This window comes from Rhodococcus rhodochrous, assembly GCF_900187265.1.
In the GTDB taxonomy this organism is placed as follows: domain Bacteria; phylum Actinomycetota; class Actinomycetes; order Mycobacteriales; family Mycobacteriaceae; genus Rhodococcus; species Rhodococcus rhodochrous.
This window is the reverse complement of the sequence record NZ_LT906450.1, coordinates 286,088-304,315: the sequence shown is the minus strand read 5'-3', so window position 1 is coordinate 304,315 and position 18,228 is coordinate 286,088. Positions and strand designations below refer to the sequence as shown.

The 18,228-nt window shown below is 67.5% G+C and carries 17 protein-coding genes and 3 tRNA genes; 12 read left to right on the top strand and 8 right to left on the bottom strand.

Annotation, left to right across the window (positions count from 1 at the left end):
• The first annotated feature begins 313 nt into the window (after nt 1–313).
• Nucleotides 314–1,207 carry a TIGR03619 family F420-dependent LLM class oxidoreductase gene (locus CKW34_RS01410; protein ID WP_059382196.1) on the top strand — a complete coding sequence of 298 codons (894 nt, stop codon included), beginning with the start codon at nt 314–316 and terminating at the stop codon, nt 1,205–1,207.
• Nucleotides 1,208–1,527: 320 nt separating this feature from the next.
• Here CKW34_RS01410 and CKW34_RS01400 read toward each other — a convergent pair whose 3' ends face one another.
• The 3 genes from CKW34_RS01400 to CKW34_RS01390 all read right to left on the bottom strand — a co-directional run bounded on the left by CKW34_RS01400 (nt 1,528) and on the right by CKW34_RS01390 (nt 2,719).
• A complete protein-coding gene (locus CKW34_RS01400) occupies nt 1,528–2,346 on the bottom strand; it encodes a RelA/SpoT domain-containing protein (protein ID WP_155418945.1) in 819 nt (272 codons plus the stop codon).
• Nucleotides 2,347–2,517: 171 nt separating this feature from the next.
• Nucleotides 2,518–2,590 (bottom strand) — tRNA-Arg (locus CKW34_RS01395).
• 37 nt (nt 2,591–2,627) lie between these two features.
• Nucleotides 2,628–2,719 (bottom strand) — tRNA-Ser (locus tag CKW34_RS01390).
• A gap of 148 nt (nt 2,720–2,867) precedes the next feature.
• Between CKW34_RS01390 and hisC the strand changes: the two genes are divergently transcribed.
• The gene (gene hisC, locus CKW34_RS01385) at nt 2,868–3,947 is read left to right on the top strand and encodes a histidinol-phosphate transaminase (RefSeq protein ID WP_059382193.1); all 1,080 of its coding nucleotides are present in this window, start codon (nt 2,868–2,870) and stop codon (nt 3,945–3,947) included.
• Between the two features lie 98 nt (nt 3,948–4,045).
• Entirely contained in the window at nt 4,046–5,743 is a 1,698-nt protein-coding gene (locus tag CKW34_RS01380; protein WP_064059813.1) for a bifunctional metallophosphatase/5'-nucleotidase, read from the top strand.
• 21 nt (nt 5,744–5,764) lie between these two features.
• On the opposite strand, the gene CKW34_RS01375 is transcribed toward CKW34_RS01380, so the two are convergent.
• Together CKW34_RS01375 and CKW34_RS01370 are read right to left on the bottom strand one after the other, a co-directional pair.
• The gene (locus tag CKW34_RS01375) at nt 5,765–6,763 is read right to left on the bottom strand and encodes an alpha/beta hydrolase (protein ID WP_059382181.1); all 999 of its coding nucleotides are present in this window, start codon (nt 6,761–6,763) and stop codon (nt 5,765–5,767) included.
• 175 nt (nt 6,764–6,938) lie between these two features.
• Nucleotides 6,939–8,780 (bottom strand): NAD(P)/FAD-dependent oxidoreductase, encoded by a 1,842-nt coding sequence (locus tag CKW34_RS01370; RefSeq protein WP_059382180.1) that lies wholly within the window; start codon nt 8,778–8,780, stop codon nt 6,939–6,941.
• 147 nt (nt 8,781–8,927) lie between these two features.
• Here CKW34_RS01370 and CKW34_RS01365 point away from each other — a divergent pair, with 147 nt between their 5' ends.
• From CKW34_RS01365 to CKW34_RS01345, 5 genes are all read left to right on the top strand, one after another.
• Entirely contained in the window at nt 8,928–10,190 is a 1,263-nt protein-coding gene (locus tag CKW34_RS01365) for a helix-turn-helix domain-containing protein (protein ID WP_059382179.1), read from the top strand.
• Between the two features lie 56 nt (nt 10,191–10,246).
• The gene (locus tag CKW34_RS24215; RefSeq protein ID WP_155418944.1) at nt 10,247–10,876 is read left to right on the top strand and encodes a hypothetical protein; all 630 of its coding nucleotides are present in this window, start codon (nt 10,247–10,249) and stop codon (nt 10,874–10,876) included.
• Nucleotides 10,877–10,975: 99 nt separating this feature from the next.
• The gene (locus CKW34_RS01355) at nt 10,976–11,374 is read left to right on the top strand and encodes a flavodoxin domain-containing protein (RefSeq protein ID WP_059382177.1); all 399 of its coding nucleotides are present in this window, start codon (nt 10,976–10,978) and stop codon (nt 11,372–11,374) included.
• Nucleotides 11,375–11,404: 30 nt separating this feature from the next.
• On the top strand, nt 11,405–12,148 hold the full coding sequence (locus tag CKW34_RS01350; RefSeq protein WP_059382176.1) for an MBL fold metallo-hydrolase: 744 nt from the start codon (nt 11,405–11,407) through the stop codon (nt 12,146–12,148).
• A 63-nt stretch (nt 12,149–12,211) separates the two neighbouring features.
• Nucleotides 12,212–12,712 carry a hypothetical protein gene (locus tag CKW34_RS01345; protein WP_231921781.1) on the top strand — a complete coding sequence of 167 codons (501 nt, stop codon included), beginning with the start codon at nt 12,212–12,214 and terminating at the stop codon, nt 12,710–12,712.
• A 49-nt stretch (nt 12,713–12,761) separates the two neighbouring features.
• On the opposite strand, the gene CKW34_RS01340 is transcribed toward CKW34_RS01345, so the two are convergent.
• Nucleotides 12,762–12,849, bottom strand: a tRNA-Ser gene (locus tag CKW34_RS01340).
• A gap of 51 nt (nt 12,850–12,900) precedes the next feature.
• The gene (locus CKW34_RS01335) at nt 12,901–13,371 is read right to left on the bottom strand and encodes a MarR family winged helix-turn-helix transcriptional regulator (RefSeq protein ID WP_033097821.1); all 471 of its coding nucleotides are present in this window, start codon (nt 13,369–13,371) and stop codon (nt 12,901–12,903) included.
• Between the two features lie 119 nt (nt 13,372–13,490).
• Between CKW34_RS01335 and CKW34_RS01330 the strand changes: the two genes are divergently transcribed.
• Nucleotides 13,491–14,477, top strand: coding sequence for an NAD(P)H-quinone oxidoreductase (locus CKW34_RS01330; RefSeq protein ID WP_059382174.1), 987 nt, complete (start codon nt 13,491–13,493; stop codon nt 14,475–14,477).
• Here CKW34_RS01330 and CKW34_RS01325 read toward each other — a convergent pair.
• Nucleotides 14,474–15,673 carry a cysteine desulfurase-like protein gene (locus CKW34_RS01325; RefSeq protein WP_059382173.1) on the bottom strand — a complete coding sequence of 400 codons (1,200 nt, stop codon included), beginning with the start codon at nt 15,671–15,673 and terminating at the stop codon, nt 14,474–14,476. The two genes, CKW34_RS01330 and CKW34_RS01325, sit on opposite strands and share 4 nt — an antisense overlap.
• Nucleotides 15,674–15,820: 147 nt before the next feature.
• On the opposite strand from CKW34_RS01325, the gene CKW34_RS01320 reads away from it, so the two are divergent.
• The 3 genes from CKW34_RS01320 (at nt 15,821) to glfT1 (ending at nt 18,217) form a co-directional block, all read left to right on the top strand.
• Nucleotides 15,821–16,405, top strand: a complete 585-nt coding sequence (locus tag CKW34_RS01320) for a bacterial proteasome activator family protein (protein WP_059382172.1) — start codon at nt 15,821–15,823, stop codon at nt 16,403–16,405.
• 77 nt (nt 16,406–16,482) lie between these two features.
• On the top strand, nt 16,483–17,334 hold the full coding sequence (gene wzt / locus CKW34_RS01315; protein WP_095092000.1) for a galactan export ABC transporter ATP-binding subunit Wzt/RfbE: 852 nt from the start codon (nt 16,483–16,485) through the stop codon (nt 17,332–17,334).
• Nucleotides 17,327–18,217, top strand: coding sequence for a galactofuranosyltransferase GlfT1 (gene glfT1 / locus CKW34_RS01310; RefSeq protein WP_016692663.1), 891 nt, complete (start codon nt 17,327–17,329; stop codon nt 18,215–18,217). Before wzt ends, glfT1 begins: the two co-directional genes overlap by 8 nt.
• Nucleotides 18,218–18,228 lie beyond the last annotated feature (11 nt).

Sequence of the window (18,228 nt, the reverse complement as noted above, 5' to 3'; positions counted from 1 at the left end):
GCGAATTGTCGTTAACTTTTCGAGAGTGATACGAAATCTACTTCTGCCCCGGCGGGCTCGTCAATAGACGGATTTCACCCGCGGCACCGGCACGATCCCGGGCCGAGGACGCGGACGATCGAGCGGCCGCTCCCGAGCCGAAGGTCCATCCGAAACGGAGACGGAACGTTCACTCGTTGCGCAGGAATCGAAGACAAGGGCGTTTCGGCTGGTGACTGCGATCACACACTCTGATAGAACCTTGTTCTTGATAATGTAAACGTCACTCTTCTACGTAGATATCGGCGGACATCGAAATTCGGAGGGCATTCGAGTGAAGTTCTGGAGCGGGACCGCATTCATGAAGACCGCGGAGATGCCGGCCGTCGCCCGCATGCTCGACGACGCCGGATTCCACGGCCTGCTCGTCTCGGACCACCTGATCTACCCGAAGGAGATGAAGACCGTCTATCCCGGGCACGAGAGCGGCAAGCCGTTCTGGTCACCGGAGACCGAGTGGCCCGACGCCTGGGTGCTCATCGGAGCGATGGCCGCCGTGACGAAGAACCTGCACTTCGGCAACAACGTCTACATCGCGCCGTCCCGGCCGATCCTCGAGGTCGCCAAGCAGGTGGGCACCGCCGCCACGATCGCCGGAGGTCGCGTCTCCATCGGGCTGTCCGCGGGATGGATGCGCGAGGAGTTCGAACTGCTCGGCCAGGACTTCGACAATCGCGGACCCCGGCTGAACGAGATGATCCGGGCGCTCCGCGAACTGTGGAAGGGCGGATGGGTCTCGTTCCGGGGCGAGTACTACGACATCCCCGAGATGACCATCGAACCCCACCCGCCGAGCCCGGTACCGATCCTGTGCGGTGGCGAATCCGGACCGGCGCTCCGACGCGCCGCGCGCTACTGCGACGGCTGGGTCGGCACCGCCTACACGATCGACGTCGCCGAGCAGTGGATCGACCGCATCAACGGCTACCGCCGCGAGTACGGACGCGAGAACGAGCCCTTCGACTTCATCGTCGGCCTGCGCGACGAGCCGTCCGTGGAGCTGTACCGGCGGGCGGAGAAGATCGGCATCACTGGCGTCATGGTGTCGCCGTGGGCGAACTGGGAGGCCACCCACTCGGGCGACCACGATCACCTCCTCGGCACCGCCGAGCAGTACCGCGCGCCGATCGAGGACTTCACCGAGAGGATCATCGCGAAGCTCACGTGAGCGCAACCGGAAACAGCAACCCTCGAACGAGAAACCCTCACCGACAGGACCGGTGAGGGTCTGGTCTGTGCGCCGAAGGGTCGGAACCCTGGCTTGTCAGGCGTTTGCAGCCAGTTCCCGGCCCTGAAAGTACCTGGAGTGCGTGCGACGAAGCGTCTCGAGGGAGTCACTCACCAGCGAAACAATCTCCACATCCTCGTCCGTTCGAGACTTTTCGAGTTCCAGACGCCGACGCATAGCAGCACGTCGCCCCTCGACGCCGGGGAATGACGTAACCGTCCGGTCGGCAGTCTTCCGGTTGTACTCGATCACGAAAGCCGTCACTGTTCCATCCCCTTCCGCTGTGCGTCTCGAAGCAGCTTCTCTACATCGTCGAGCATAGTAGAGAGTTCGGCTTCGTCTTCCAGCACCTTGTATCCGATCTGGCGAACCTCTTCGGGCAGATCATCAAGACTGTTCCATACATAGCCGGAATCAGGACACATCTCAGCAATCTTGTCCTTCGCCTCTTCGATCAGCCGAATCTGATTCGAGGAGATCTCCTGAAGCTTCGACGCAATCCCACTCCAACCACCAGACCCAGTGACTCGCTCATACCTGATACTTCGGCCCGCCAAGTCGCCCAACCGTTCGTAAGTGTTCGCCCACTTGCTCTGGAGTTGTGTACGAACTTGAACCTCGGCCATCGCACGCCGAAGCTTCAGATGGACGTGAACGGCGCGGTACCCGTTGTGGTGCTCGACCCGTAGATCTTTCACTGTCTTTTCGGGGTCCATCCCGAAGGCCCGAGCGATGGCAGCAGCGACTCTGTCCTGCTCATGCAGCGTCATCTCGGCGTCCACTCGGACGCCGGCGATATCAACGATGTTGCTCAAAGGTCCAGAGGAAAGGCGGACCAGCTTGTCACGGAGCGTGTCGATCGTCTTCGTTCGATAAGTGATGTCCACCTCGGAATGTGAATGAGGCAAGATCGTCTTCCACGGCAGAGCATGGACGATGCCATGAACCTCTGCCGCCAACTCGTCGTACCAGATCATGACGTCGTCGTAGTCGGGAGCGCCCTCCGGTGTCGCGACATTGGCACGGAGGCACTGGGCAAGAATCTCCATCTGTTTGTTGGACCAGGGCCGATCTTGCACACACCCTCCTGTAGTCCGGGGGAGTCACGTGACGTCCCTTGCGGAGTGAAGATAGCCACAAAGATGTCGCTGAAGCCGGTCAGCGGGCCGTGTCGATTCTGTGTCGTGGCGACCCGCAACCAGGCACGAGAAAGCCCCCACCAGGGTTTCCACTGGTGGGGGCTTCGTATGTGCGCCCGAAGGGATTCGAACCCCTAACCTTCTGATCCGTAGTCAGATGCTCTATCCGTTGAGCTACGGGCGCATGTGTATTCAATTGTCGTTGGTGACGCTACACCAACTGGCGGAGGCGAGAGGATTTGAACCTCCGGTCCCCGGTAAGGGGGACAACTCATTAGCAGTGAGTCCCATTCGGCCGCTCTGGCACGCCTCCTCGGGGATTCGATGCTCTCGAACCGCCGGATCGAAACATTACACATGCCCCGAGGGGAAACGCAAAACGCCTGGTCAGAGGCGTATAGATGGACGGTCTCCCCCATCCTGCCGACAGGCGGTCCCACGACGAGGCGCATAATCGGCTCGTGACTCCACGGACCCGCCCCGACCTCGAATCGATCCCCGCCTACGTTCCGGGCCGCTCGTTCCCCGGTGCGGTGAAGCTCGCCAGCAACGAGACGACCATCGGCCCGCTCCCCAGCGTCCGGGAAGCGATCGCCGACGCTGCCGCCGGCCTCAACCGCTACCCCGACAACGGCGCGACCGAACTCCTCGCGGCACTGTCGGAGCGACTCGGCGTCCCGACCGAGCGGATCGCCGTGGGCTGCGGATCGGTGAGCCTGTGCCAGGAGCTCGTGCAGATCACGTGCGACGCGGGCGACGAGGTGATCTTCGCGTGGCGGTCGTTCGAGGCGTACCCGATCATCGCGGCCGTCGCCGGCGCGACCGCCGTGCGCGTCCCGAACACCGCGGACCACGGTCACGACCTGAAGGCCATGCTCGCCGCGATCACCGACCGCACACGGCTGATCTTCGTGTGCAATCCCAACAATCCCACCGGGTCGCTGCTGGGCAAGGAGGAGCTCGCGCAGTTCCTCGACGCCGTCCCCGAGCACATCGTCGTCGCCCTGGACGAGGCGTACTTCGAGTACGTCCGCCCCGAGCCCGGCGAGGATCTGCCCGACGGTCTCGAGCTCGCGGAGAGCCGCAGCAACGTCGTCGTGCTCCGCACCTTCTCCAAGGCCTACGGCCTCGCCGGCATCCGCGTCGGATATGCGGTCGCCGACCCGTCCGTCGTGACGGCGCTGAGCAAGGTCCACACCCCGTTCTCCGTCAACTCGCTCGCCCAGACGGCTGTCGTGGCCTCGCTCGCCGCCGCGAACGAGTTGCTCGCGCGCACCGAGGGTGTCGTCGCCGAGCGGGAACGGGTCCACGCGGCACTCGTCGAGGCCGGCTACGAGGTGCCCGCGAGCGCCGCGAACTTCCTGTGGCTGCCGCTGGGCGAACGCTCCGCCGCGTTCTCCGAGGCCGCAGCGGAGGCAGGGGTGGTCCTGCGCAACTTCACGGGCGAGGGCACCCGGGTGACGATCGGCGACCCGCACGAGAACGACCTGTTCCTCGACTTCGCGACGGGGCAGGGACGGGCACTCGCCGGCATCGGCTGACCCTGTGACGAGACCCAACCGTTATGGCTGGGTATCGGTGGCGTGATCCGGCCCTGACAGACTCGGGCGGTCGGATCGGGTCGGGGCGGAGGAACTGCATGGGGGCAGGCAAGGTGCGGCGCGCCCTGTCGGCCTGCGCAGTCGTCGGCTCACTGGTCGCCTTCGGTGGTGCGGCACCTGCCGGAGCCGCGCCGACGAGCACGATCCCCTCGAACACCGTCCCGCTCCGGGTGATCGCATTCGGCGACCTGCACGGAAATCTGCTGCCCCCGCAGGGACTGCACGGCGAGGTCGTCCGGTCGGACGGCGTCTCGGTCCCCGCGGGCGGTGCGGCCTATCTCGCGGCCTACGTCCGGCAGCTCAGGGAACAGGCCGACAACTCCGTGCTCTACGCCGTGGGCGACACGTGGGGTTCGTCGCCGCTCGAGTCGGGCCTGTTCCACGACGAGCCGACCATCGCCCTGCTCGACGAACTCGATCTCACCGCCGCGACCCTCGGTAACCACGAACTCGACCGCGGCTACGCCGAACTCGAGCGACTGCGGGACGGCGGCTGCCACCCGAAGGAAGGGTGCCTCTACACCGAACCGTTCGAGGGCGCGAACTTCCCGATCCTCGGCGCCAACCTCACCACGACGGACGGCACACCGGCCGCACTCCCCTACAGCATCGACTACGTCGACGGACTGCCCGTGGGCGTCATCGGTGTCGTGCCGAGCAACACCCCCGACATCATCCGGCCCGACGCGATCGCGGGACTGCAGTTCGAGGACGAGATCGCCGCCGTCAATCGCACCGCCGACATCCTCGGTGCGCTGGGCGTCCGTTCGATCGTGGTGCTCTACAAGGGCGACATCGGGGCCATCGACGGCGACGATCCGTGTCCGAGCGGGGACGGCGGAGCGGCGGCGATCGCGACGTCCGTCTCCCCCGACGTGGACCTCATCGTCACCTCCGACGGCGACCGGCACTTCAACTGCACCTACACCGACCCGGCGGGCAGGCCGCGCACCGTCGTGCAGGGTGCTTCGCACGGGCGCATCCTGTCGGTCGCCGATCTCGTCATCGACCGGCAGAGCCGGGAGGTGCTGCGCGACCGGACCGTCGTGTTCACGCAGGTCGTCACGCACGACATCGATCCGGATCCGACCACTCTCGAGTTCGTCGACCGGGCAGTCGAGAAGTCGGCGGAGGTCGCGAACCGGTCCATCGCACGCATCGGTGCCGACGTCACGCGCAGCGAGAGCCCGAGCGGAGAGTCGGCGCTGGGCAATCTGGTGGCCGACGCACAACTCGCGGCGACGCGGCATCTCGGCGCGCAGATCGCGCTGATGAACCCCGGCGGACTCCGCGGCGATCTCCTCGCCGGCGACGGCACCGTCTCGTACCGCGAGACCTACGCCGTGCAGCCCTTCGGGAACATGCTGCAGGTGCTCGACCTCACCGGAGCCCAACTCGATGTGCTGCTCGAGCAGCAGTTCCAGGACGGCCCGGTCGGCTCGGAGATCGAACGCATCCTGGCGCCCTCGCACAATCTGACCTACACGCTCGACCGCCTGGCACCGCGCGGCGAACGGATCCGCTCGATCACGATCGACGGCGAGGCCGTCGACCCCGAGCGTGTGTACAAGGTCGTGATGAACAACTTCCTGGCCGGCGGCGGAGACGGTTTCACCGTGTGCACGGAAGCGCACGGGTTGGTGGGCGCGGGCAAGGATCTCGACGCCCTCAACAGCTATCTGGCGACCCGCTCACGCGTGGAGCCGCCGTCCGTCGACCGCATCCGCCTCCACTGAGACGGTGCCGTCGACGCGCGGTCAGCGGAGTCCGAGTGCGTCGGCGAGGGTCGGCCACGCGGCCTTGATGTCGTCCTGCCAGTAGCCCCACGAATGCGTGCCCCACGGGCGGTAGACGACCTGCGCGGGGATGCCGAGTTCGCGGAGGCGACGGTCGTAGGTGACGGTGCACACGAAGGTACCGATCTCGAGGGGCGCACCGACGCTGAGCACGTCCTGGCCGGCGCCGAGATCGTGCGGGCCGAGCAGGCCGTTGCCGGTGCTGAGGAAGACCTCCTTGCCGCGTAGCTTCTCGGCGAGCAGGTAGGAGTCGTGCTCCTCCCAGCGGGCGTCCTCGGGCGGTCCCCACATGTTGTCGGGGTTGCCACCCTTGTACGCGACGGTTCCGCGGACGGTGTCGCGGGAACGGTCGCTGGAGGTGTCGTAGCAGCCGCTGAGCGCCGCGACTCCCTGGTAGAGGTCGGGATTGCGGGTGATCAGGGACATCGCGCCGGTGGCGCCCATCGACAGGCCCGCGACGGCGTTGGTTCCGTTGCCGTCGAATTCGGCGTCGATCAGCGGGGGCAGTTCCTCCGTCAGGAAGGTCTCCCACTTGTTGACCCCGAGGACGGGGTCGGGGTTGTTCCAGTCGGTGTAGTAGCTCGCGGTGCCACCCACGGGAAGGACGACGTTGGTGTTCTTGTCGGCGAAGAACTCCTCGATGTCGGTGCGCTGCGTCCACGTGCTCTCACGGAACTCGGACTCCTCACCGGCGCTGACACCGTCGAGCAGATAGAGGGTGGGGCGCGGCCCCGCCGAAGCCGGATGCAGCACCTGCACCGGCACGACCCGGTTCATCGCGGCCGAGTGGACGAACAGCTTCGTCTGCCTGTCGCCGACCCGCTCGACATGGTCGATCCTGGCCGACACCGGCTGCACGTGCGCCGGTTGGGCATGGACCGGTTGGGCATGGGCGATCGTCGTGCCGGAAACCGGCACCATCAGGGCCACCGCTACAGCCGCCGCGCGTCTCTTCACCATCGAACTCCCCGTCCCCCGACGACCTGCAGTGATCTCACAGTCACTACCTGTACCCGGTCAAGCGGACCTGCACGCGACCCTAATACTCGCCCTCCGATTCGTGACGAATCGGAGGATCCACGGCCGCGTCGCCCCCGCCGGGGTGCGGGAGCGACGCGTGGGAGAGCTGTGCCGGTCAGCGGAGGTGGTGCACCTCCTGCAGCCCGTAGACCGGGGTCGGGAGGCCCTCGTAACGCGCCTTGAGCTGCAGCGCCAGGTAGAGCGAGTAGTGCCGCGACTGGTGTAGGTTGCCGCCGTGGAACCACAGGCCGTCCTGCTGCGTGGGCTTCCACATGTTGCGCTGCTCGCCCTCCCAGGGGCCGGGGTCCTTGGTGGTGTCGGAGCCCAGGCCCCAGCACTTGCCCACCTTGTCGGCGACCTCCTGCGAGATCAGGTCGGCGACCCAGCCGTTCATCGAGCCGTAGCCGGTCGCGTAGACGACGAGATCGGCCTCGAGCTCGGTGCCGTCCTCGAGGATCACCGACGTCTCCGTGAGTTCGCGGACGTTGCCGTGGGCGAGCTTGATGTCGCCGTTCGCGACGAGCTCCGAGGCACCGACATCGATGTAGTAGCCGGATGCGCGACGCAGGTACTTCATGAACAGGCCCGAACCGTCGTCACCCCAGTCGTGCCGGAAACCGGCCTTCTCGAGCCGGTCGTAGAACTCGGCGTCGCGTTCGCGGATCTTCTCGTAGATGGGGATCTGGAACTCGTGCATGATCCGGTACGGCAGGGACGCGAAGGTCAGGTCGGCCTTCTGGGTCGTGACGCCGGCGGCGAGGGCACGCTCGGAGTACAGGTCGCCGAGGCCGAGGTCCATGAGCGAATCGGATCGGACGATGTGCGTCGACGAGCGCTGCACCATGGTGACGTCGGCGCCCACCTCCCACAGGGCACCGCAGATATCGTGCGCACTGTTGTTGGCACCGATCACGACGGCCTTCTTGCCGGCATAGGCGTCCGGGCCCGGGTGGGCGCTGGAGTGGTGCTGTTCGCCGCGGAACAGGTCCATTCCGGGGAAGTCGGGGATGTTCGGCTTACCCGACATGCCGGTCGCGATGACGAGCTGCTTCGGCCGGAGGACCACCGGTTCGCCGTCGCGCAGAACGTTGACGGTCCACTCGCCCGTCTCCTCGTCGTAGCTCGCCGAGGTGCACTCCGATTTCGACCAGTAGGGAACCTCCATCACCTTCGTGTACATCTCGAGCCAGTCCGCGATCTTGTCCTTGGGCGCAAAGACCGGCCAGTTGTCGGGGAACGGCATGTACGGCAGGTGGTCGTACCAGACGGGGTCGTGCAGACACAGCGACTTGTAGCGGCCGCGCCACTGGTCGCCGGGGCGGTCGTACCTGTCGAGCACGATCGCGGGAACACCGAGCTGACGCATGCGCGCGCCGAGTGCGATACCGCCCTGACCACCACCGATGATCACGACATAGGGTTGACGCGTGTAGCCGAGTTCGCGTTCCTCGATCTCGCGCTGCTCCGACCACGTGACGCGGTGCTTGTCTGCGCCGTGCTTCGTACCGCGGGGACGACGCGTGCCCTTGTTCTCCTCGAATCCCTTCAGCTCCTGCATCGTGGTCAGCAACGTGAAGGCGCGGTCCTCACCGCTCTCTTCGTCGCGCTTCAGACGCAGATGACCGACGCCGCGACCGACCGCGGTCTCGAACGCGATCCAGGCGCTGAGCACGCCGTCGTCGTCGCTCGCCGGTTCGGTGGTGCGGAAGCCGCTCGGATCGGTGTCGGCGAGGCGCGCATGCAGCATGTCCGAGACGCCCTCGCGTCCCTCGACGGTCTTGAGGTTCCAGGTGAAGGCGACCAGGTCGCGCCAGAAGGAATCGGTGCCGAACAGGCCCGCAGCAGCGTCGACGTCGCGCTGTGTGAGGGCGGTTTCGAAAGCCTGCAACCAGGCGTCGACGCGTTCGTCGGGCGTCGCGGTGCCGGAGGTCGACGGCTTGTCGAGGGTGTCGGTCATGGTGAGTCCTTTCCCGTGGTGATGTGATCCAGGACACTCCGCGGGGCCGCACGCCCGCAAGCGTTGCGCCACGTTGCACGGCATCCGATTTGTGGCGCAGCACACATTTGCCACCTATGCTCCGAGGACCACGACGAAGAGGAGACCGTGACCACGTTCAGCGCGATCGCGCCCGGCACCGACCTGTCGCGCTACGCGCGCGAGTTGACGCGGATGCACGACGCGGTGATCGGCGGCGCCCGGTCACCCATGCGACCCCGCCCGCTCGTGTCCCGCTCGTGGCAGCGCGTGCTCGACGCGGGCCTCGATCCCACCGGCATCAACGAGCGCAGCCGGTTGTCGGCCGCGGAGGTCGAGAGACGTCGCCGCGCGTCCGCCCTCTCCGCGGTGATCGAAGATCTGCAGCAGGTGATCACACCTGTCGCCGACGCCTCCCACCTACTGCTGGTGGTGACGGACGCCGACGGCGTGATCCTGTGGCGCAGCGGTTCGGCACCGATCCGTTCGCGTGCCGATGCCCTCGGATTCCAGGAGGGGACGGTGTGGACCGAGTCGACGGTCGGCACCAACGCCATCGGGACGGCACTCGCGGAGGCCGCGCCCGTCCAACTGTTCTCCGGAGAACACTTCGAGACGACCCAGCACCCCTGGTACTGCACCGCCGCGCCGATCCACGATCCGATCCGTGGCGACCTGCTGGGCATCGTCGACGTCAGCGGCCCCGCTCTGACCCTGCATCCGGCCATCATCGCCCTCGTCGACACCGCCGTCAGGCTTGCCGAATCACAACTGTGGCGACGGCACGAGGTGCGGCTCGAACGGCTGCGCACCGAGGCAGCTCCCCTGCTGTCGTCGACGCGGGGACCGGTGCTGCTCGTCGACGAGGACGGCTGGGTCGCACACGCCTCCGGTATCGCCGCCGAACGGGTCGCGGTTCCGCGGCATGCCCGCCCACTGACCGTTCCCGGTATGGGACTGTGTGTGCCCGAGCGTCTTTCGCACGGCTGGCTGATCCGCGGCGCAGCCTCGTCGTCGCGCATGCGGATGGTGCTGCACGTGTCGTCGTCGCCGACGGTGGAGGTGTTCGGGGACGACGACACGTGGCGCAGCATCGTCACCGCGCGTCAGGCCGAAATCCTGCTGTTGCTGCACGAGCGCGGTCCGGACGGCATGACGGTCGCGGCGCTCAGCCGGGCCCTCTACGGGGACGACGACCACGCCGTGTCGGTCCGCGCTGAGGTGTCGAGGCTGCGCCGCGCGATCGGGGACGTGATCGAGAGCAAGCCGTACCGGCTCGCCGGCACCGTCGACCTGTCGCTGGATCTCGGAGCGGACGAACGCCTCGCCGACTCCGACTTCGTCCGCCGCTCCGGAGCACCCGGGGTGCGGGCACTCGGTATCGCCGGCTGAGACGTCGATCGATCGGACGACTGTGCAGGACGGCCATGTGATCGAGCATGGTCGTCATGCATCGTGGACCGTTCCGGACAGGTGTGCTCGCGCTCGGCTGCGCCGCGGGCCTCACCGCACTGACCGCCTGCGGTGGCGCGAGCCCTGCGGCCGACACACCTCCGTCGACGGTCACCTCGTACGTGACGGTCACCGAGACGGTCCCGGCCACCACCACGTCGCGGACCACGTCGGTGCCGGCAACGACCACGACGAATACGGCCGCGCCCTCGACCACCTCGCCGGTCGCGACCCCGTCGACCACCACGTCCGCAGCACCGGCCGTTCCCGTCGTCACGTCGGTGACCGTCCTGACCGAGCGTTCAGGACTCGGCCACCTCATCGGACCCGACATGTACGAGGCGACCTCGTGGGGGAAGGCGGGCGTCATCTTCCGGTGGCGGGCGCTGACCGCGGACGGTGAGCTCTGGAAGGAGACCTGCCAGGTGGTCTCGACGGTGACCGGCCCCGGCGGGTACGTTTACAACGACCGGAGCGCCGCCTGTTCGGGGCGGATGCGCGCCAACGAACTCGTGCTGGGGACTCCCGGTGTCTACACGGTCACGACCGAAGTCGTCGGACCCGAAGGACTTTCCACCGCCGTCGGCACGAAGACCTTCGAGATCTTCCCGGACAGCACCCCGTAGACCGGATCGACCTCCCGCAACGGCCGGGCACATGTTTCCGCCCCTCGGGGACCGGGAACGCACCAGTGAACCCGAGCCGCCGAACATGCTGGAGACACAATGACCGTTCTCGTCGTCACGGACAGTCCCGAAGGTCCGAGCCAGAAGATCGCCCGGCTCGTCGCCGACGCCCTGGGAGAGCGGGACATCGACGTCACCGTCGGTGACACCTCCGATCTCGAGCGGTCGGAGGAGTTCGAGGGCGTCGTCTTCGGAGGGGAGGTCGACGCCGGCGAGTACTCGCCCGATACCGCCGAACTGTTGTCGTCGCGGGCCTCAGGGCTGAGTCAGCAGCTCGTGTGGTTGTTCGCGGTGGGCGACGAAAGCGCCGAGGACACACCCGATCTGGTGTCCGAACTCGCCGCGCTCGACTATCGGTCGTTCGGTCCGTCCGCGGCCGAGGACGAGGTGCGGTCGTGGGCCGCCTTCATCGCCGACGAGATCGACGGACACAGCTGAACCCACACGTTCCCCGAGCGAAGGGCCGCAATGCTGCACACGGATGTCGCGCCGGGCGTGCATCGCCTCGCGCACGCCGACGTCAACGTCTACCTGATCGAGGACGACGCCGGAGTGACCATCGTCGACACGGGACTGCCCGCGACCGCCGGTCGCATCGAGGAGGCGATCTCGCACATCGGTCGCCGGATCGACGACGTGCAGGGAGTCGTCCTCACGCACGCCCATTTCGATCACGTCGGGTCGGCGAAGCGTCTGCGTGAGCGGTGGCGGGTGCCGGTGTGGGCGCATCGCGACGAGAAGTTCCTCGCCGCCCATCCCTACCGCTACCAGCACGAACGCAACCGGCTGCTCTATCCCGTCCGGTATCCCGCCTGCATCCCTGTGCTCGCCCGCATGACCGTGGCCGGTGCGTTGTGGGTGCGCGGGGTCGACGACGTGACGCTCTTCCACGACTCCGAACCGCTCGACCTGCCGGGCCGGCCCGTGCCCCTGCACACCCCCGGCCACACCTACGGGCACTGCGCGCTGCATCTCCCCGATCGCGACACCGTGATCGTCGGTGATGCCGTCGTCACCCTCGATCCGTACACGGGCAGGCACGGTCCGCAGATCGTCTCGGGTGCGGCGACCGCCGACAGCGCGACCGCCCTCGCCTCGCTGGCGGCCATCGCCGGTACCGGCGCGAAACACGTCCTCGTCGGCCACGGCGAACCCTGGCACGACGGCGCGGCCGCGGCCGTGGAACGAGCGGTGGCCGCCGGACCGAGCTGACGCGACGCGATCGACTCCCCGGGATCCGGGGACATGCCCGCACGGCGCGGGCACACTGGCCGCATGAATGCTCTCGAGGCCACTCTCCTGACCGGCGTCGCCGATCCGAAGCTCGAGGCCTTCTCACGGTTCGACGGAAGCTGGGATCTGCAGTGGAGCCGCCCCGGGGACGAGGAGGCACCCGCGTCGCTGTGGGGAGAAGTGCACTTCGGCACCGTGCTCGGCGGGCGGGCGATCCAGGACGTGTGGATCGTCCCGGCCGGTGATCAGCAGTCGACCGAGGACGAGCGTTATTCGTTCCACGGCACGACGATCCGGTTCTTCGACGACGGAATCGGAGCCTGGCGTTCCACCTGGATCGAGCCGATCCACGGGCGTGTCCGCAAATTCATCGGACGACCGTCCGGCGACGAGATGCACCTGATCAGCACCGACGGCGACCCGTTCCTCCGGTGGCGGTTCACGGAGGTGGGTGCCGATCATTTCGTCTGGCTCGGCGAGTACTCCGTCGACGAGGGACGCACCTGGATCCTCGAGGAGAAGATGGTCGCCACCCGGCGGTAGGAACGAGAAGAGGTTCCGACTCCCTGTTCGGGTGCCGGAACCTCTTCTGTGGCGGAAGCGGAGGGATTTGAACCCCCGTTGGTGTTACCCAAGCTCGCTTTCAAGGCGAGTGCATTCGGCCGCTCTGCCACGCTTCCGTGGCAGATCCTAACCGCTCCGCGCAAGCAGGGCCTAACCGATTCGCGACCTCAGCGGTCGGCCAGAGTGTGCTCGACGCGCGCGAAGACCCGCGCCAGCATGTCGAGTTCGTCGGCCGACAGCAGGTCGATGAGGTAGTTGCGCACGTCGTCGACGTGGGTGGGGGCGGCCTCCGCCAGACGTCGCCTGCCTTCGTCGGTGATGGTGGCGAGCACACCGCGACCGTCGTCGGGGCACGAGCTGCGCACGACCATCTTCTCCTGCTCCATCCGCCGGATCTGATGGGTGAGCCGGCTGCGTGAGGAGAGCACGCCGTCGGCGAGATCGCTCATGCGCAGGGCGCCGTCGGGGGCTTCGGAGAGCATGACCAGGATCCGATATTCCGCCAGCGACAGGTCGTGTCGGTCGTTGAGGGACCGACTGAGGGCGCTCATGAGACGGTTGTTGCCGTCCATGTAGAGACGCCAGGCCTCCTGCTCCTTTGCGGTCAACCACTTGGGTTCGTCTCGTTCGCTGGTCACGCCGGGAGTGTAATGCCGACGGCCCGATCCGGTTACCGCGCGGTAGCTTCGAGCAGGTGAGCGCGCCACGAGCGGAGTGACCGTCCCCTCACTGCCCCGCACGCGATAGCGTCGAACACATGTATGCAATCGTCGCCACCGAACCCGGTGGTCCAGAAGTTCTCCGGTGGACCGAGCAGCCCGACCCGGACCTGCCTCCCGGGCACGTACTTCTCGATGTTGCGGCGACCGCGGTCAACCGCGCCGACCTGCTGCAACGGCGCGGCCTCTACCCGCCGCCCCCGGGGGCGAGCGACATCCTGGGCCTCGAATGCTCCGGAGTGATCTCCGAACTCGGCGAGGGTGTGACGGGCTGGAACATCGGCGACAAGGTCTGTGCCCTCCTCACCGGTGGCGGTTACGCCGAGAAGGTCGCGGTCCCCGCCTCCCAGCTGCTGCCCGTCCCGAAGGGCATGGACGTCGCGGTCGCCGCGTCGCTTCCCGAGATCGCGTGCACGGTGTGGTCGAACGTCGTGATGACCGCCGGCCTGAAGCGCGGCGACGTCCTGCTCGTCCACGGTGGCGGCGGAGGCATCGGCACGCATGCCATCCAGGTGGGCAAGGCGCTCGGCGCAAAGGTGGCGGTGACGGCCTCGGCCGGCAAGCTCGACCGCTGCCGCGAGCTCGGCGCCGACCTGGCGATCGACTACCGCGAACAGGACTTCGTCTCCGAGGTGCGCAATGCCTTCGGTGGTGCCGACGTGGTGCTCGACAACATGGGCGCGAAGTACCTGTCCCGGAACATCGACGTCCTCGCTCCGGACGGACGGCTCGTCGTCATCGGCATGCAGGGCGGCACGAAGGGTGAACTGCACCTCGGCAAGTTGCTCGCCAAGCGCGGTCACGTCATCGCGACCGGTCTGCGCGGCCGTCCGGACTCGGGGCCGTCGGGCAAGAGCGCGATCATCGACTCCGTGCGCGCCAATCTGTGGCCGCTCATCGAGGAGGCGAAGGTCCATCCCGTCGTGCACGCCGAGCTGCCGATCACCGAGGCCGCCCGGGCCCACGAACTGCTCGACAGCCCCGAAACCGTCGGGAAGGTCGTGCTGCGGATCGAGCGGAACTAGAGGTTGCGGAGCTCGCGGACGAGCTGATCGACCTCGAAGCTCGTGGTGTAGGGGGCGAGGCCGATGCTCACCGCTCCCCCTTCGTCGCTGACGCCGAGGGAGTCGAGGAGCCGGCTCGATCCGCGGGTGCTCGCCACCGTCGCGATGCGACGGTCGGCGAGATGCGCGGCGACCTTCTCGGCCGGAACGCCGTCGACGGTGAAGCTGAGGGTGGGGACGCGGCTCGACGCGCGGCCGAGCACGATCACGCCGGTGAGACTGTCGAGCTGCCGCATCAGGCGGTCGAACAGCACGTCCTGATAGTTCTGCATCGAGCTGATCGAGATGTCGAGACGCTCGCGACGCGAACCGGTGGCCTCGTCGTCCAGCGAGGCCATGAAGTCGATGGACGCGGGGATACCGGCGAGCAGACCGAACTGGTGACCGCCCACCTCGAGGCGTTCGGCGCCGCGCGCGTGCGGGTTCAGCGACATGGCCGGAACCCGTTCGAGATGCGCGGGGTCCGAGAAGACGAGCGCACCGATCTGCGGGCCACCCCACGAGGCGATGTCGACGGTGATGACGTCGGCGCCCAGATCGTCGATGTCGACGTGGGCGTAGGGGGCCGCGCCCGCGGCGTCGACGACCATGAGTCCACCGACCTCGTGGACGAGATCCGCGACGACCCGCACGTCGGGCGCGGTGCCGACGATCGACGACGCCGCGGTGAGCGCGACGAGCCGGGTGGTGGGCGTGATGAGTTCCTCGTACTGCCAGGTGGGCAGCTCGCACGTCTCGATCTCGACCTCGGCCCAGCGCACCTGCGCGCCGTAGCGGCTCGCGACCCGCAACCAGGGAGCGATGTTCGCTTCGTCGTCGAGCCGTGAGAGCACCATGCCGGTGCCGAGCCCGAGGCGGGAGCTGAGTGCTTCGGCGAGCCAGGCGAGCAGCACCGCGTGGCTCGGGCCCAGGACGACGCCGTCCGGATCGGCACCCACGAGTTCCGCGACCGCGACGCGCGCCTCCTGGAGGATCGCGGCGCTGCGACGTGACGACAGGTGCCGTCCCGTCGACGACGCGGCCGAGTTGCGGAAGGCAGTGGACACGGTGCGCGACACCACATCGGGGATCTGCATACCGGCCCGTGGATCGAGATGGATCCACCCGTCCCCGAGCGAGGGGATCAACCCCCGGATCCGGGCAACGTCGTAAGCCATGGCAGACACTCTAGGTCCCGATGTCAATCGGGACGCGCCGTACCTGCACTCGGCGTTGCCCTCTCGGTAGGCTCGATCGGGGTACCCGGCACTCCGGGTCCCTCGGGTAACCGGGCACCCCCGGGGTGGGAAAGGGAGAATGGAGCCATGACGCATCCGGACAACGACCAGGTTCTCGTGATCGGACCCGACGGCCGACCCATCCGAGTCTCCCGTGAGGAGGCGGCCCGCGCGGAGGCCGACGGCCGGCCGGAGGAGGAGAAGACCGAGAACGGCGGCGAATCCCTGGCCGACATGGTCGAGCAGCCTGCGAAGGTCATGCGGATCGGCACCATGATCAAACAGCTCCTCGAAGAGGTGAAGGCCGCGCCGCTCGACGACGCCAGCCGCACCCGGCTCAAGGACATCCACCTGTCGTCCATCCGCGAACTCGGTCAGGGTCTCGCCCCGGACCTGCGGGAGGAACTCGAGCGGCTCGCGCTGCCCTTCGGCGAGGACGCGGTGCCCTCCGACGCCGAGCTGCGCATCGCGCAGGCCCAGCTCGTCGGCTGGCTCGAGGGTCTGTTCCACGGTATCCAGACTGCGCTGTTCGCTCAGCAGATGGCGGCTCGCGCCCAGCTCGAGCAGATGCGTCAGGGAGCCCTCCCGTCCGGTGCCGTGCACGGCGGTCAGGGCCGGAACGATCAGCAGATCCCCGGCCAGACCCATCCCGGAACCGGCCAGTACCTGTAGTCCCGCCGGGTACGCCCCGGGACTCCGGTATCGGCGCGACGGGTACGCTCGGGTCCCGTGTCAGCGTCTGGAGCAGCATCGTGAGTCGGGTCAGCATCGAAACGCGCGGCGCGTGCGTCGACTTTCCCATCTTCGACGCCAAGACTCGGTCCTTGAAGAAGGCATTCCTGGGTAAGGCGGGCGGAGCGATCGGCCGCAACAACTCCGACGTCGTGGTCGTCGAGGCTCTGCGCGACATCACGATGTCGCTGAAGGAAGGCGACCGCGTCGGGCTCGTCGGCCACAACGGTGCCGGCAAGTCCACGCTGCTGCGTCTGCTCTCGGGGATCTACGAGCCCACGCGCGGCCATGCCCAGGTGAAGGGCCGCGTCGCGCCGGTGTTCGACCTCGGCGTCGGCATGGATCCGGAGATCTCCGGCTACGAGAACATCATCATCCGCGGCATGTTCCTCGGGATGAGCCGCAAGCAGATGCTGGCCAAGGTCGACGAGATCGCCGATTTCACCGAGCTCGGCGACTACCTCAACATGCCGCTGCGCACCTACTCGACCGGTATGCGGGTGCGCGTCGCGCTCGGCGTGGTCACCAGCATCGACCCCGAGATCCTGCTGCTCGACGAGGGCATCGGCGCGGTCGACGCGGAGTTCATGAAGAAGGCGCGCGTGCGTCTGCAGGATCTCGTCGCGCGTTCGGGCATCCTCGTGTTCGCCAGCCACTCCAACGAGTTCCTCGCCCAGCTGTGCGACCAGGCGATGTGGATCGACCACGGCCGGATCCGTGAGCAGGGCGACATCGAGCACGTGGTGCGCGCCTACGAGGGCGACGAGGCCGGCGATCACGTGCGCACGATCCTCCACGAGCTCGAGCGTGAGCGGACCGCGAAGTCCGCCCCCGACGCCGCGGCCTCGACGGGTTCGAACGGTGGCTGACGAACGGATCATCGGCGTCGTCGTCACGCACCGCCGTCGTGAGCTGCTGGCGGATTCGCTGAAAGTTCTTGCCTCGCAGTCCCGTCCGCTCGACCATCTCGTGGTGGTCGACAACGGCGACGAGGACGCGGTGCGCGAGCTCGTCGACGCGGTGGACCTGCCCACGAGCTATCTCGGTTCGAAGCACAATCTCGGTGGCGCGGGCGGCTTCGCCCTCGGCATCCTGTACGCGCTGTCGCTGGGAGCCGACCGGGTGTGGCTCGCCGACGACGACGGCCGCCCCGAGGGACCGGACGTACTCGCGACGCTGCTCGACTGCGCGCAGCGCAACGGCCTGGCCGAGGTGTCGCCGGTCGTGTGCGACATCGCGCAGCCCGATCGCCTCGCTTTCCCGCTGCGCCGCGGTGTGGTGTGGCGGCGGTGGCGGCACGAACTCGGCGACGAGGACCTGCTGCCCGGTATCGCCTCGCTGTTCAACGGCGCGCTCTTCACGGCCGCGGCGATCGACGCGGTGGGCGTGCCCGACCTGCGTCTGTTCGTCCGTGGCGACGAGGTCGAGGTGCACCGCCGTCTCGTCCGGTCGGGACTGCCGTTCGGCACCTGCTTGCAGACGGCCTACCTGCACCCGGACGGTGCCGACGAATTCAAGCCGATTCTCGGTGGCCGGATGCACACGCAGTATCCGGACAACGACACCAAGCGCTTCTTCACCTACCGCAACCGCGGCTACCTGCTGTCGCAGCCGGGACTGCGCCGGTTGCTGCCCCAGGAATGGGTGCGGTTCGGCTGGTACTTCCTGATCACCCGCCGCGACCCGGCCGGTCTGCGCGAGTGGATCCGGCTACGCAGGCTCGGGCGCGAGGAGAGGTTCGAGCGTCCCTGACCGTGCCGCCG